This window comes from Aeromonas sp. FDAARGOS 1410 (assembly GCF_019048745.1).
In the GTDB taxonomy this organism is placed as follows: domain Bacteria; phylum Pseudomonadota; class Gammaproteobacteria; order Enterobacterales; family Aeromonadaceae; genus Aeromonas; species Aeromonas jandaei.
This window is the reverse complement of sequence record NZ_CP077401.1, coordinates 2,819,169-2,834,262: the sequence shown is the minus strand read 5'-3', so window position 1 is coordinate 2,834,262 and position 15,094 is coordinate 2,819,169. Positions and strand designations below refer to the sequence as shown.

10 protein-coding genes are annotated in these 15,094 nt (G+C 60.5%); 8 read left to right on the top strand and 2 right to left on the bottom strand.

Features of this window, described 5'->3' with window-relative positions:
• Positions 1–38: 38 nt before the first annotated feature.
• A complete protein-coding gene (gene yqeC, locus I6L40_RS13185) occupies positions 39–875 on the bottom strand; it encodes a selenium cofactor biosynthesis protein YqeC (RefSeq protein ID WP_071910247.1) in 837 nt (278 codons plus the stop codon).
• Here yqeC and mocA point away from each other — a divergent pair.
• Positions 874–1,539 (top strand): molybdenum cofactor cytidylyltransferase, encoded by a 666-nt coding sequence (gene mocA, locus I6L40_RS13180; protein WP_338429371.1) that lies wholly within the window; start codon positions 874–876, stop codon positions 1,537–1,539. The two genes, yqeC and mocA, sit on opposite strands and share 2 nt — an antisense overlap.
• Positions 1,540–1,648: 109 nt before the next feature.
• On the opposite strand, the gene I6L40_RS13175 is transcribed toward mocA, so the two are convergent.
• Positions 1,649–1,876, bottom strand: coding sequence for a hypothetical protein (locus tag I6L40_RS13175; protein WP_143241665.1), 228 nt, complete (start codon positions 1,874–1,876; stop codon positions 1,649–1,651).
• Between the two features lie 136 nt (positions 1,877–2,012).
• Between I6L40_RS13175 and ygfK the strand changes: the two genes are divergently transcribed.
• The 7 genes from ygfK (at position 2,013) to I6L40_RS13140 (ending at position 14,904) form a co-directional block, all read left to right on the top strand.
• A complete protein-coding gene (ygfK, locus tag I6L40_RS13170; protein ID WP_216994387.1) occupies positions 2,013–5,123 on the top strand; it encodes a putative selenate reductase subunit YgfK in 3,111 nt (1,036 codons plus the stop codon).
• A gap of 30 nt (positions 5,124–5,153) precedes the next feature.
• Positions 5,154–6,482, top strand: a complete 1,329-nt coding sequence (gene ssnA / locus I6L40_RS13165; protein ID WP_216994386.1) for a putative aminohydrolase SsnA — start codon at positions 5,154–5,156, stop codon at positions 6,480–6,482.
• Positions 6,483–6,561: 79 nt separating this feature from the next.
• The gene (gene ygfM / locus I6L40_RS13160; protein ID WP_216994385.1) at positions 6,562–7,338 is read left to right on the top strand and encodes a molybdopterin-dependent oxidoreductase FAD-binding subunit; all 777 of its coding nucleotides are present in this window, start codon (positions 6,562–6,564) and stop codon (positions 7,336–7,338) included.
• On the top strand, positions 7,335–10,214 hold the full coding sequence (locus I6L40_RS13155; RefSeq protein ID WP_216994384.1) for a molybdopterin-dependent oxidoreductase Mo/Fe-S-binding subunit: 2,880 nt from the start codon (positions 7,335–7,337) through the stop codon (positions 10,212–10,214). Before ygfM ends, I6L40_RS13155 begins: the two co-directional genes overlap by 4 nt.
• A gap of 121 nt (positions 10,215–10,335) precedes the next feature.
• Positions 10,336–11,868, top strand: coding sequence for a nucleobase:cation symporter-2 family protein (locus I6L40_RS13150; RefSeq protein ID WP_216994383.1), 1,533 nt, complete (start codon positions 10,336–10,338; stop codon positions 11,866–11,868).
• Between the two features lie 38 nt (positions 11,869–11,906).
• Positions 11,907–13,223 carry a guanine deaminase gene (gene guaD / locus I6L40_RS13145; RefSeq protein WP_216994382.1) on the top strand — a complete coding sequence of 439 codons (1,317 nt, stop codon included), beginning with the start codon at positions 11,907–11,909 and terminating at the stop codon, positions 13,221–13,223.
• Positions 13,224–13,602: 379 nt separating this feature from the next.
• Entirely contained in the window at positions 13,603–14,904 is a 1,302-nt protein-coding gene (locus tag I6L40_RS13140) for an NCS2 family permease (protein ID WP_254204105.1), read from the top strand.
• Positions 14,905–15,094 lie beyond the last annotated feature (190 nt).

The following is a 15,094-nucleotide window of genomic DNA, read 5'->3' as shown; positions in this document are numbered from 1 at the left end:
AGGTACCTCTTTTCATCCTTAAAACGTCAGGGGCGAGGCTAAAGCGCCTCCCCGTGCGGAGCTGTGCAGATCAGGTGACGGATGGGGGGGGATTCGCGCACGGCCCCCTGCCAGATGGCGTGGATCTCGGGGTGGCGGCTCTGCAGCTTTATCAATTCCGCCAGCCACGACGCCTCATTTTGATAATCGCCATTGATAAACCAGATCCGGCGCGCCCCGGGCGGGGTGCCCTTGAACACCCCTTCGGGGTGGGAGAGCAGCCTGTCAAACAGTGCCCAATCCAGTGGCTCACCGGCTGCAATCCCGCACAGGGCCTGCAATTCAGCCCAGCGGTGGATCTGCGCCGGTTCGGCATTGGCTCCCACCATGGCGCCGCCCAGCAGGGCGATCACCCAGTCACTCTGGTGTGGAATGCAAGGTTCGTGCAAAGCGGGCACTTTCAATAACTTGTGATGGGCGCCATCCGCTTCGACCAGGATGAGATCGAAGCGCTGCTGTCCTTTGAGCAGGTCGATTTGGCGCAGATCCGGCCCTGCAACTTTGCCGGTGCGCTCGTCGAGATGGCTGAACAGGGCAACCAGGGTCGGGCCATCCGGCAGAGCCTGACAGCGAGTAAGTTGACGAACGGGATCCGTCTCGATAATCAATTCCCGATAGTGTGACGGGGCTGGCAGAAACATCCGGGTGGTGGTGGTAATTAGCACCCTTTTACCCTGCTTATAAAAATATTCCGCCAGCCAGAACAGGGTGCTGGTTTTTCCGCCGGCACCACAAAGGCTAATTAGTGTGGTATGGTTGTCACTATTTTCAAGCAGTGGATTTAAAAGCGAACCAATATCCGGAAACGCGTGAATAACAGAGTGTGGCAAGGACATGGCAATGACCGAAATAAATAGCGAGGTGAATGAAAAGGTGCAGGCTCGGGGGCGTGAACAGTGTGACTGTATAATTACCGCAGCAGGTTTGTCATCCCGCATGGGGGCATGGAAAATGATGCTACCTTATGGCTCGGGGACAATTCTTGATGCAAGTCTCAAAAATGCCCTGGCCTTCTGCTCCCGGATTATTTTGGTCGTGGGCCATCGCGGGGCCGAGCTCGCTGCCTGTTATGGAAATCGCCCAGACATCCTCATCGTCCACAACCCTGACTATGAGCAGGGGTTGGGCAGTTCCATCCGCTGCGCTCTGGCGGCCAGCGATGCTGACTACCTCTTTATCAGCCACGGGGATCTGCCCTGTATCCCGCGCGAGGTCTATCAACAGTTGTGGCAGGCACGCGGAGAGTTCGCCCTGTTCCCGAGCTATGAGGGGGAGGCGGGCCACCCGGTCTTGCTGCCAAAATCCCTCGCAAGGGCGCTGGCTGCCGCGCCAGCACAGAGTTCGGTGCGCCGCTGGTTGCTGCAACGTCCCCATCGCACCATACCGGTCGAGAGTCCTACCATCCTCTTTGATATCGATACCCCCGAGCGCTATCAGGCGCTGATCCGTGGCGAACTGGAGCTGCGTTCTGCCGACGAGTTTACGACCGAGCAGGGCTGAGTCGCATCGTTGGGGCCCACCTCCCTCTGCGTGCAATGGCAGCCAGCGGGGCGGTAACGCCGAGTCATCTCGCAGCCTTTGGATAAACTGAAATAGCGACGACCGCCTTTTATATAGCAGTGACTTTTAAGCAAACCCCGGCCATATTGGCCGGGGTTTGCTTGCGATAATGCTGGATGATTTTTACCCTATCAAAGTGATATTTATCGCTGCCGATTTGATACTTTTCATTTTTCTCTGGCATTGCCTTGAATAAAATTTCAAGTGAGTGAGAACCACTCTCATCAATCATAATGGCGACATGCCAAACCGCCTTCATTAATTCGAGCCATCTCACGCTTTTACCCTAAAAAATAGTTTTGCCGATGGAGTGGCCTGATAGTTGCTCCTCTCCTTGCCAAGGGGTAATGCCCGTGCGGGATACCCCATTTATTCATGCTGCCAATGAGCAGAACAGCTGCAAGGAGATAGCCATGGGCGATATTATGCGACCCGTTCCCTTCAAGAACCTTCTGACCCGTATTTTTGCGGAATATAAAGAGAGTCAGAGCATTTTCGGTATTCCCGCCGCACAATTTTATCGCAAGCAGGACGAGCGCAAGATCAAGGTGTTCGGTGAAACCTGCGAGACCCCCATCGGCCCGGCAGCCGGCCCCCATACCCAGTTGGCCCAGAACATCGTCACCTCCTGGCTGACTGGCGGGCGCTTTATCGAGCTCAAGACGGTGCAGATCCTGGACCGTCTCGAACTGGAAAAGCCCTGCATCGACGCCGAAGACGAGTGCTTCAACACCGAGTGGTCTACCGAGTTCACCCTGCCCAAGGCGTTTGACGAGTATCTGAAGGCTTGGTTTGCCCTCTATCTGCTGGAGGAGGTGTTCGACCCCCGTCTCGACGGAGAGGCCAAGTCCTTCATCTTCAACATGAGCGTGGGTTACAACCTCGATGGCATCAAACAGCCACCGATGCAGCAGTTCATCCACAGCCTGATGGATGCCAGTAGCAATCCGAAATTTGCCGAGTACCAGCAGGTGCTGCGCGAGCTGGTGGCCGACGAGCAGTTTATCGCCGAGCTGGGACTGGGGTCGCGGCGCGATCGCCTGCAACAGCTGGTGGAGCACATCCCGGCCAATCTGGTGCACGGCGTTACCCTCTCTACCATGCATGGCTGCCCGCCCAACGAGATAGAGGCCATCTGTCGCTACATGCTGGAAGAGAAGGGGCTCAACACCTTCGTCAAACTGAATCCGACCCTGCTGGGCTACCCGCGGGTGCGCGAGATCCTCGATACCTGCGGCTTTGATTACATTGGTCTGAGCGAAGAGTCGTTCGATCACGACCTCAAGCTGGATCAGGCCAAGGCGATGCTGACCCGTCTGATGGCGCTGGGGGCCGAGAAGGGGCTCACCTTCGGGGTGAAACTCACCAATACCCTTGGCACCATCAACCGCAAAGGGGCACTGCCCGGCGATGAGATGTATATGTCCGGCCGTGCGCTGTTCCCGCTCTCCATCAACGTGGCCGCCGTGCTGTCCCGCGCCTTCGATGGCAAGCTGCCCATCTCCTACTCGGGCGGCGCCAGCAAGTTCAACATCGCCGAGATCTTCGAGACCGGTATCCGTCCCATCACCATGGCCACTGACCTGCTCAAACCGGGTGGCTACCTGCGCCAGATCGAGTGCCTCAAAGAGATCGACGCTTCTGACAGCTGGGGCATGAGTCAGGTGGACGTGGCCAAGCTGGAGGCGCTTGCCGCCAAGGCCCTCACCATGGATTACACCCAGAAGGAGTGGAAGTCCGAGGACCGCATAGAAGTGGGTGGCGGCCTGCCGCTGACCGACTGTTACGTGGCGCCCTGCGTCACCGCCTGCGCCGTGCATCAGGATATCCCCGAGTACATTCGCTTGATGGGCGAGGGGGAGTATGTGGCAGCCCTTGAGCTGATTTATCAGCGCAACGCCTTGCCTGCCATCACCAGCCACATCTGCGATCACCAGTGCCAGTACAACTGCACCCGTCTCGACTACGACAGCGCGCTCAACATCCGCGAGCTGAAAAAAGTGGCGCTGGAGCGGGGCTGGGAAGGGTACAAGGCCCGCTGGCACAAACCGGCCGGCAGTGGTGACAAGCACCCGGTCGCGGTGATTGGCGCCGGCCCGGCTGGTCTCTCCGCCGGTTACTTCCTGGCCCGCGCCGGTCATCCGGTCACCGTGTTCGAGCGCGAAGCGGATGCCGGTGGCGTGGTTAAACACATTATCCCCGAGTTCCGCATTCCGGCCGAACTTATCCAGCATGACATCGACTTTGTTGCCGCCCACGGGGTCAAGTTCGAGTTTGGCTGCGATCCGGCGCTCACCGTCGACAAGCTGCATGCCCAGGGCTTTAGCTATGTTTTCGTCGGCATCGGCGCCGACAAGAATGGCGGCATGCGCCTCGAGGGGGGTCACGAGCGGATTTACAAATCCTTCCATTTCCTGCGCAGCTTCAATCAGGGCAAACCGCTGTCGCTGGGCCGCCATGTGGCAGTGATCGGTGCCGGCAACACCGCCATGGACTGTGCCCGCGCCGCCCTCAAGGTGCCCGGTGTCAGCGATGTGACCGTTATCTACCGTCGCAGCGAAAAAGAGATGCCCGCCTATCGCGAGGAGTATCTGGAAGCGGTGGAGGATGGGGTGCGTTTCTGCTTCCTCACCAATCCGGAACGCTTTGAGAAAGATGGCAAGCTCACTGTGCGGATGATGGCACTGGGGGATCCTGACGAGCAGGGCCGCCGCCGTCCGGTGCCCACCGAGCAGACCGAAGTGATGCAGATGGATGCCTTGATCACCGCCATCGGCGAGCAGCCTGACTGCGAGGTGCTCAAAGCCATGGGCATTCCTCTTGGCAACGATGGCTGGCCCGAGGTGGATGGCCAGACCGGCGAAACCAGCCGTCGCAACGTATTCCTCATCGGTGACGTGCAGAGCGGCCCGTCCTCCATCGTCGGTGCCATCGGTGGTGCCCGCCGCGCCGCGGATCTTGTGCTCTCTCGCGAGCATATCGCCAGCCAGCAGAGCGAAGTGACCATCCAGCCGTCGGGCAAGGATGAGATCTACCGCCGCAAAGGGAGCATCGCCGTCACCATGGTTGACAAGAGCGAACGCGATGCCTTCGTGGCGCAAGAGGCGCACCGTTGCCTCGAGTGCAACTACCTCTGCAGCAAGTGCGTGGATGTCTGCCCCAACCGGGCCAACGTCGCCATCGCGGTGCCGGGCTTCAAGGATCAGTTCCAGACCCTGCACCTGGATGCCTATTGCAACGAATGTGGCAACTGCGCCCAGTTCTGCCCGTGGCAGGGCAAGCCCTATCAGGACAAGGTCACCATCTTCAGCCTGCCCGAGGATTTCGACAACAGCCGCAACCCCGGTTTCTATCTGGCTGACGGTGGCGAACTGCGGGTGCGTCAGGATGGCGAGACCTATCGCCTGACCATAGACGCCCAGAGCCGGATCAAGGATGCGCCAGCGGCCCTTGGCGACATGTGCCGGATCATCAGCCATGTCCATGCTCATCACCACTACCTGCTGGGGGCCGTCGAGGCCTGAGCGAACCACGAATAAGCGAAGGAGCAAACCATGTTTATTCTGAAGAACGTCACCGCTGTCCAGCTGGAGCCGACCCGGGTACTGGAAGGGGTGGATATCGCCATCGAAGGATCGCTTATCAAAGCGGTGGGGCCCAATCTGCGGGCCCTCTACCCGGAGGCCAACTATCGGGAGATGGGCGGCAAGCTGGTGATGCCGGGTATCGTCTGTGCCCACAACCACTTCTACTCCGGCCTGTCGCGGGGGATCATGGCCAATATCGCCCCCTGCCCGGATTTTATCTCCACCCTGAAAAATCTCTGGTGGCGGCTCGATCGGGCGCTCGATGAAGAGTCCCTCTACTACAGCGGCCTCATCTGCTCGCTGGAAGCGATCAAGAGCGGTTGCAGTGCGGTGATCGACCACCACGCTTCGCCCAACTTCATCAAGGGCTCCCTGAATGTGCTGCGCAAAGGGTTTATGGAGGCGGGTCTGCGTGGCATGACCTGCTTCGAGACCACGGATCGCAACGGCGGCCTCGCCGAGCTGCAGGCCGGGGTGGAGGAGAACATCCTGTTCGCCCAACAGATCGATGCGGCCAAAGCCAAGGGGAGCGAACCCTATCTGGTGGAGGCCCATATCGGCGCTCACGCCCCCTTCACCGTACCCGACGAGGGGCTGGCCATGCTGCGCGAAGCGGTACAGGTTACCGGTCGTGGTCTGCATATCCATGTGGCGGAAGACCGCTACGACATGGCCCACGGTCACCACCACTATGGCAAGGAGCCCATCGCCCGGCTGGACGAGTTTGGCCTTGTCGACAGCAAGACCTTGATCGCCCACGGCATCTACCTGAGCCCGGCTGACATCGAACTGCTCAACAGCCGCGATGCCTTCCTGGTACATAACGCCCGCTCCAACATGAACAATCATGTGGGCTACAACATGCACCTGCCGGAGTATCGCAATCTGGCGCTTGGCACCGATGGTATCGGCTCCGACATGCTCGAAGAGCTCAAGTTTGCCTACTTCAAGCACAAGGATGCCGGCGGATCGCTCTGGCCTGACAGCTTTGCCCGCTTCCTCTGGAACGGCAACACCCTGCTGGAGCGCAACTTCGGCGCCAAATTTGGCCGCCTGGAGCCGGGTTACAAGGCCGACCTCACCATCTGCGACTACGCCGCACCGACCCCGCTGGCGCCGCGCAACCTCGGCGGCCATCTCGCCTTCGGTATGGGCTCATCCTCGGTCAACAGCGTGATGGTCGAGGGACGCATGGTCTATCAGGATCGCGAGTTCGCCTTTGACGTCGAGCCCATTTATCAGCAGGCCAGCAAGGTGGCGAGCCGCCTGTGGCAACGGATGGATCAGCTGGCCTGAGGCCCCCTCCGCACGTTTGGACTGGATTGCCCGCCCTGTGGATTTGCCCGGCGGCGGGCTGCAAGAGTAAGGACGACACATGATTGAGCAATTCTTCCGACCCGAACAACTGGGTCAGGCTTTGGAACTCAAGGCCCGCTTTGGCAACGACGCCGTCTACATGGGGGGCGGCAGCAAGCTCAACGCAGCCCCGACCCGCACCGACAAGAAGGTCGCCATCTCGCTGGACAAGCTCGGACTTGGCCAGATTGAGCAGCAGCACGGTCAACTCCACATCGGTGCCACCGTCACCCTGCAAGCCCTCAAAGACGACCCCCGTACCCCGGCCGCCCTGTGCGAGGCGCTGGGGTTTGTCTATTCCCGCCATGTGCGCAATCAGGCCACACTCGGCGGCGAGATTGCCTGCCAGCAGCAGGACTCCCCGCTGCTGCCGGTACTGCTGGTCCTCGAAGCCGTGGTGGTGCTGGAGAACAACCAGCTGCAACCCATCGATACCTATCTGGCGGGCCAGCGCAAGGAGCTGGTGCTGGGGGTGGTGTTGCCGGAGCCCGCGCTGCGCTGCGCCACTCGCCGCATCAGCCGTAACGCCGACGGTCTGGCGGTAATGACCGCCGCGGTGGCCCTTGATGCCCTTGGCGAGATGCGGGTCGCCGTTGCTGGCGTTACGCCGCAGCCGATGCGCCTGCGTGATCTGGAGCGCCGCGATCTGCACGATGCCGCGCTGGAGGCGGCCGTGAGCGAGCTGGTTGCACCGCGCGAGGATCTCGGCGGCAGCGTGACCTACAAGCGCTATATCAGCGGGGTAGTGGTGGCGGATCTGCTGGTCGAGTGCCAGCAGCAGGAGGTACAGGCATGATGGAACTCAACTTCACACTGAACGGTGCCCTGCGCACCGTCATTACCCCGGCTGGCGAGAATGCCCAGCGGGTGCTGTTCAACCAGTGCCGGATGCACTCGGTGCGCAACAGCGACGACGGTTTTGGCTTTGCTGGCTCAGATGCCATTCTCTTCAACGGCAAGGTGATCAACGCCTCCCTGCTGATCGCCGCACAACTGGATGGGGCGCAGGTGCGCACCGCCGAGTCGCTGGGCAGCTGGAACCAGCTCAGTCTGGTACAGCAGGCGATGGTGGACGTGGGCGTGGTGCAGTCCGGCTACAACGATCCGGCTGCGGCGCTCATCGTCACCGACCTGCTTGATCGCCATTCCGAACCGACCCGTGATCAAATCGACGACGCGCTCTCGGGCCTGTTTCACCGGGACGGCGGCTACCAGCAGTTCTATCAGGCTATCGAGCTTGCCAGTTCACGGATGAAGGATCCCGATTACCTGTGCCAGATTGCCCCCGAGTTTCGTGACGACCTGCGCCACATCGGCAAGAGCTGCCCCAAGGTTGACGCCGCCAAGATGGTACAGGCCAAACCCTGCTACGTGGAGGATCGGGTCACCGAGGATGCGCTGGTCATCAAGATGCTGCGCAGCCCCCATCCCCATGCGGTGATCACCAAACTCGACGTGAGCCGCGCCGAAGCCATGCCGGGGGTGGTGCATGTCATCACTCACCTCAACTGCCCAGATATCTACTACACCCCGGGTGGCCAGAGCGCACCCGAGCCGTCACCGCTCGATCGCCGCATGTTCGGCCGCAAGCTGCGTCACGTAGGTGATCGTGTTGCCGCCGTGGTGGCCGAGAGCGAAGCCATCGCATTGGCCGCGCTGAAACTCATCGAGGTCGAGTATCAGGTGTTGCCGGCGGTCATGAGCATTGACGAGGCGATGGCCCCCAATGCGCCGCTGGTCCACGACGAGCCCATCGTCTACATGGCCGGCGCGCCGGCGGATCTCGAGCAGCAGAACGCCTGCTCGGTGCGCCGCGGTGACGAGCACATGATCATCAACTTCCCCATCGGTTCCCGTCCGCACGAGAACCTGGCCGCCAGCGTCCATGGCCAGATCGGCGATGTGGCCAAAGGCTTTGCCGAGGCGGACGAGATTGTCGAGCGCACCTACGAATCGACCCAGGCCCAGCAGTGCCCGACCGAGCCGCACATCTGCTTCACCTATATGGATGGCGATCGTCTGGTCATTCACGCCTCCACTCAGGTGCCGTGGCACGTGCGCCGTCAGGTGGCGCGCATCGTCGGCATGAAGCAGCACCAGGTGCATGTGATCAAGGAGCGGGTAGGGGGCGGCTTTGGCTCCAAGCAGGATATCCTGCTGGAAGAGGTGTGCGCCTGGGCGACCAAGGTCACCGGTCGTCCGGTTACCTTCCGCTACACCCGTGAAGAGGAGTTCATCAGCAACACCTCCCGCCATGTGGCCAAGGTGAAGGTGAAAGTGGGGGCCAAGAAAGATGGCACCATCACCGCCATCGAGATGGATTTTCGTGCCAACACCGGCCCTTACGGCAACCACTCATTGACGGTGCCGAGCAACGGCCCGGCGCTCTCTTTGCCGCTCTATCCGTGCGACAACGTGCGCTTTACCGTCAACACCTACTACAGCAACATCTGCCCGACTGGCGCCTATCAGGGTTATGGCGCGCCCAAGGGCAACTTCGCGCTGACCATGGCCATTGCGGAGCTTGCCGAGAAACTGGGTATCGATCAGCTCGACATGGTGGAGCACAACCGGGTGCATGAAGGGGACATCCTCAAGGTGCTGGGTGCCATCGGCGAGGGCAAGATGCCAACCTCGGTGCCACACGCGGCCAGCTGTGCCCTCGAGCCCATCCTCAAACAGGGCCGCGAGCTGATTGCCTGGGACAGCCCCAAACCCGCTGACGGGGATTGGCGCATCGGTCGTGGCGTCGCCATCATCATGCAGAAATCGGGGATCCCGGATATCGATCAGGCCAACTGCATGGTCAAGCTGGAATCGGACGGCACCTTTATCGTCCACTCCGGTGGCGCCGATATCGGCACTGGCCTCGATACCGTGGTGGCCAAGCTGACCGCTGAAGTGCTGCATTGCCCGCTCGGGGATGTGCATGTCATCTCCGGCGACACCGACCACGCCCTGTTCGACAAGGGGGCTTACGCCTCGTCAGGTACCTGCTTCTCCGGCAACGCGGCCAAGAAGGCGGCCGAGAACCTCAAGGAGAAGATCCTGTTCCACGGTGCCGCCATGTTGGGCGAGCCGGTATCCGATGTTGAGCTGGCGTTCCCGGGCGTGGTGCGCGGCAAGCTGGGGGAGGTTAGCCTCGCCAAGCTGGCCCACAAGGCCGAGACCGGTACCGGCTTCGGCATTCTGGTGGGCACCGCCAGCTACATCACTTCGGAGCTTGCCTTCCCGTACGGGGCCAACTTCGCCGAGGTGGCGGTCAACGTCAGAACCGGCGAGATCCGGCTCGACAAGTTCTACGCCCTGCTCGACTGCGGCACCCCCATCAACCCGGAGCTGGCGCTCGGCCAGATCTACGGGGCGACCATGCGGGCCATCGGCCACACCATGACCGAAGAGATCTGCTACGACAGCAAGGGCATTCCGCTGACCCGGGATCTGAAGAGCTATGGCGCGCCCAAGATTGGCGACATTCCGCGCGATTTTCGGGCCTTCTTGGTACCGAGTGACGACAAGGTCGGCCCTTACGGCGCTAAGTCCATCTCGGAGATCGGTGTCAACGGCGCGGCGCCTGCCATCGCCACCGCCATCCACGACGCCTGTGGTGTCTGGTTGCGCAAGTGGCACTTCACGCCGGAGCAGATCCTGCGCGAGCTGGGCAAGCTGTAGTCATAAAACGGCAGAGACCGGCAGGCGGAGCAGACTCCGCCTGCCGGATAAACCCGGGTCACTGTGGGGTGTGATGCATCGGGGTTATTGGATCGTGTTCGATACACCGGAGTAATGAAGGATGTCTGAGAAATCGCGCAAGGACTCTGACCTGATCTATGCCTTGGAAGATCAGCCCCCCTTTGGCCAATCCCTGGTCGGGGCGGTGACCCATCTGCTGGCCATTCTGGTTCCCATGGTTGCACCTGCCCTTATCGTGGGGGCGGCCCTTAATCTCTCGCAAGAGATCACCACTTATCTGGTGTCGATGTCGATGATTGCATCGGGCATCGGTACCTGGTTGCAAGTCAACCGTTATGGCCCCATCGGTTCGGGCCTTCTCTCCATTCAGTCGGTCAACTTCTCGTTCGTCACCGTGATGATCTCGATCGGGACCGCCATGGGCAAAGAGGGGATCGACGAGGCTCAAATCATCTCCTCCCTGATGGGGATCTCCTTTGTCGGGGCCTTTCTGGTGATGGGGGCATCGTTCGTGCTGCCCTATCTGACCCGGGTGATCACCCCGACCGTGAGCGGCATTGTGGTGCTGATGATTGGCCTGTGCCTCATCAAGGTCGGCATTATCGACTTTGCCGGTGGCATGGCGGCCAAGAGCAGCGGCACCTTCGGCAACTATGAAAACATCGGTGTCGGCCTGCTGGTACTGGCGGTAGTGATTGGCTTCAACTGCTGCAAGAGCCCCCTGCTGCGAATGGGGGGAATCGCCATCGGCCTGCTGGTGGGGTATATCGCCTCCATCATGCTCGGGATGGTGGACTTCTCCGTGTTGCAGGGGCTGCCGGTGGTGACTGTCCCCATGCTGTTCAAATATGGCTTTTCCTTTGATTTCGGCGCCTTCCTGGTGGCTGGCACCATCTATCTGCTGAGCGTGCTGGAGGCGGTCGGTGCCTTGACTGCTACCGCCATCGTCTCCCATCGTCCGGTGGAGGGGGAGGAGTATACCCGCCGCCTCTCCGGTGGCGTGCTGGCAGATGGGCTGGTATCGGTGATCGCCTCGGCGCTGGGCTCACTGCCGCTGACGACCTTCTCCCAGAACAACGGGGTGATCCAGATGACCGGGGTGGCGTCGCGCCATGTCGGCAAGTTCATCGCCATGATCCTGGTGATCATGGGGCTCTTCCCGGTGGTTGGCCGCTTCTTTACTACTATCCCGTCCCCGGTATTGGGCGGGGCCATGACCCTGATGTTCTCCATGATTGCCATCGCCGGTTGCCGGATCATCCTGACCCACGGCATGGATCGACGGGAGACCCTGATCGTCGCCACCTCGCTGGGGCTGGGGCTCGGTGTCTCCTACGACCCGAGCGTATTCAGAGTCTTGCCCGATGCCATTTATGTGCTGGTGGAGAATCCCATCTGCGCCGGCGGTATCACTGCCATCATCATGAATCTGGTATTGCCCCAGAGCCGCACCCGCAAGGCAAAGGCTGCTGCCAAAGCGCTCAAGACCGCCGATGCGGTAGAGGTGATCCAGCTGAGCGACAAACCGGACGTGACCTTCACGGCCCGTCCTGTCAGTACCGCGAACCGCCGCGATGAAGAGGCGCTGGCCGATGCCAAACCGGTCGCCGCCGTCCAGATCGAACGGGTTTGATGGTCACAACAGAACAATAAAAAGTAGGGGAACGAGGTATGAAATACGACAACTCCGTCAAAGCCGTGCGCGGCAGCTTCTTCGACATCACCCGGGTGGTGGAGCAGCCCGAGGAGATTGAGTCCAACGCCCGTCTTATCGAGGATGGTCTGCTGATCATTCGCAACGGCTGCATCGACTGGTTCGGTGAGTGGGAGGAGGGGAAAGATCGCATTCCGGCCGAGGTGCGGGTGCGCGATTATCGCGGCAAGATGATAGTGCCGGGCTTTGTCGACACCCACATTCACTATCCTCAGAGCGAGATGGTGGGTGCCTATGGCGAGCAGCTGCTGGAGTGGCTAAACCGCCACACCTTCCCGGCCGAGCGGCGTTACAACGATCTCGAGTATGCCCGCGAGATGTCCACCTTCTTTATCAAGCAGTTGCTGCGTAACGGCACTACCACGGCGCTGGTGTTCGGCACCGTTCACCCCGAGTCGGTGGATGCCCTGTTCGAGGCGGCCAGTCGCATCAATATGCGGATGATCGCGGGCAAGGTGATGATGGATCGCAATGCGCCCGACTATCTGCTCGATACCGCCGAGAGCAGCTATGAACAGAGCAAGCAGCTCATTGATCGCTGGCATGGTAACGGTCGACTTCTATATGCCATCACACCAAGATTTGCACCCACTTCGACATCCGAGCAGCTGGCGATGGCGCGGCGGCTTCGCGAAGAGTTTCCCACAACCTATCTACACACCCATTTATGCGAGAACAAGGATGAGATCGCCTGGGTGAAATCCCTCTTCCCGGCGCACAAGGGGTATCTCGACGTCTATCACCAGCATGGGCTGACCGGCCACAACTGCGTCTTTGCCCACTGCGTCCATCTGGAAGAGCAGGAGTGGGATTGTCTGAAAGAGACCAATTCCACTATCGCGTTTTGTCCCACCTCCAACCTCTATCTCGGCAGCGGCCTGTTCAAGCTGCACAAAGCGTGGCGCAAGCAGGTGAAAGTGGGGATGGGCACCGACATCGGCGCGGGTACCACCTTCAACATGCTGCAGACCCTCAACGAAGCCTACAAGGTGATGCAGTTGCAGGGTGAGCGCCTCTCGGCCTATCAGGCTTTCTATCTGGCGACCCTGGGCGGCGCCCATTCGCTCGGGCTGGACGAGAAGATCGGCAGCTTTGCGGTAGGCAAGGAGGCGGATTTCGTGGTGCTCGACCCGGTCGCCACCCCGCTGCAGCAACTGCGTTATGACAACTCCACCACCTTGCGCGACAAGCTCTTTGTGCTGCTGACGTTGGGTGATGACAGAGCCATCTACCGCACTTATGTGGATGGTCAGCTGGTCCACGAACGGGGTTAGGGAGAATAAACCGGGCAGGGCAGCAAGATCGCCGCTCTGCCACGAATACGGAGGCTGGCGTGCCCGCTCGGGGCGCCAGCGCCGCGATACATCAGGGCGCCCCCCTGATGACCAACCTGAAATGGCCCGGTTTTTTGATCAGCAAGGCAAACGTTTGATTGGCGCTGCCAGCCCTGGTCTCTGAGTTGCACCTTCCGTGTGCAATGGCAGATCCACAGATCCTGTCGCCATTTCGTGATGAAACATTCAGGCGCTTGTGAAGGAGTTGGGTATGACCCAAGCAAACAGCAGGACAAACAGCGTGGAAGGGCTGGCCAGTCAAGACACCGGCAAGACCGCATCACACCAGCAACAGCTCACTGCTCTCGATCGCTATTTCATGATCAGCGAGCGGGGCAGCAACGTCAGACAGGAGGTGCTGGCCGGGCTCACCACCTTTCTTGCCATGGTCTATTCGGTGATCGTGGTGCCCGGCCTGCTCGGCAAGGCAGGGTTTCCACCGGGCGCCGTGTTTGTCGCCACCTGTCTGGTGGCGGGGTGTGGTTCATTGTTGATGGGGCTATGGGCCAAGCTGCCGATGGCTATCGGCTGCGCCATCTCGCTCACCGCCTTTACCGCTTTCAGTCTGGTGCTGGGGCAGCAGATCCCCATTCCGGTGGCGCTGGGGGCCGTCTTCCTGATGGGGGTGCTGTTTACCGCCATCTCGGTGACAGGGGTGCGTAGCTGGATCCTCGACAACCTGCCGATGGGGATTGCCCATGGCACCGGTATCGGTATCGGCCTCTTCCTGTTGCTGATCGCGGCCAACGGGGTCGGGCTGGTGATCAAGAACCCGCTCGAGGGGCTGCCGGTCGCGCTGGGGGCCTTTACCTCGATGCCAGTCATCATGACCTTGCTCGGTCTTGCAGTGATCTTCGGCCTGGAGAAGCTCAAAGTCCCGGGCGGGATCCTGCTGGTGATCATCGCCATCTCCATCTTCGGTCTAATTTTTGACCCGGCGGTGAAGTATCAGGGTTTGTTCGCTCTGCCGAGTCTCTCCGACGATCAGGGCAAGTCTCTTATCTTCAGTCTGGACATCATGGGGGCGCTCTCGCCGCTGGTGTTGCCAAGTGTGCTGGCACTGGTGATGACCGCGGTGTTTGATGCCACCGGCACCATTCGCGCCGTTGCGGGGCAGGCCAATCTGCTGGATAAGGATGGCCACATCATCAACAGCGGCAAGGCGCTGAGCGCCGACTCGGTGAGCAGCATCTTCTCCGGTCTGGTGGGGGCATCTCCAGCCGCCGTCTATATCGAATCGGCGGCGGGCACGGCGGCGGGGGGCAAGACCGGCCTCACCGCTAGCGTGGTGGGTGGCCTCTTCCTGCTGATGCTGTTTCTGGCGCCGCTCTCCTATCTGGTGCCGGCCTATGCCACCGCACCGGCACTGATGTATGTGGGTCTCCTGATGCTGAGCAACGTCACCAAACTCGATTTCAGTGACTTCGTCGGGGCCATGTCCGGTCTGCTGTGCGCCGTCTTTATCGTGCTCACCTGCAACATCGTCACCGGCATCATGCTGGGCTTCAGCGCGCTGGTAATTGGCCGCATCTGCTCCAAGGAGTGGCACAAGCTCAATACGGGCACTGTCATCATCGCCCTGGCGCTGGTGATTTTCTATGCTGGGGGGTGGGCTATTTAGGGATAACCCGCCCGTTTCGGGGCTGCCATCGGCAGCCCCGCTTTTCTTTGCCAAACCTGCATGTTCCTTTGATTTTCACCCCGTACCATTTTGATAAATCCCCTTACCAGATTGATAGCGCTGCGGGAACTGGTTGCATCGGGGGCTGCTGCTTCATCTCCGGCAGGCACCTTGCCGGCCAGAAAAAGGG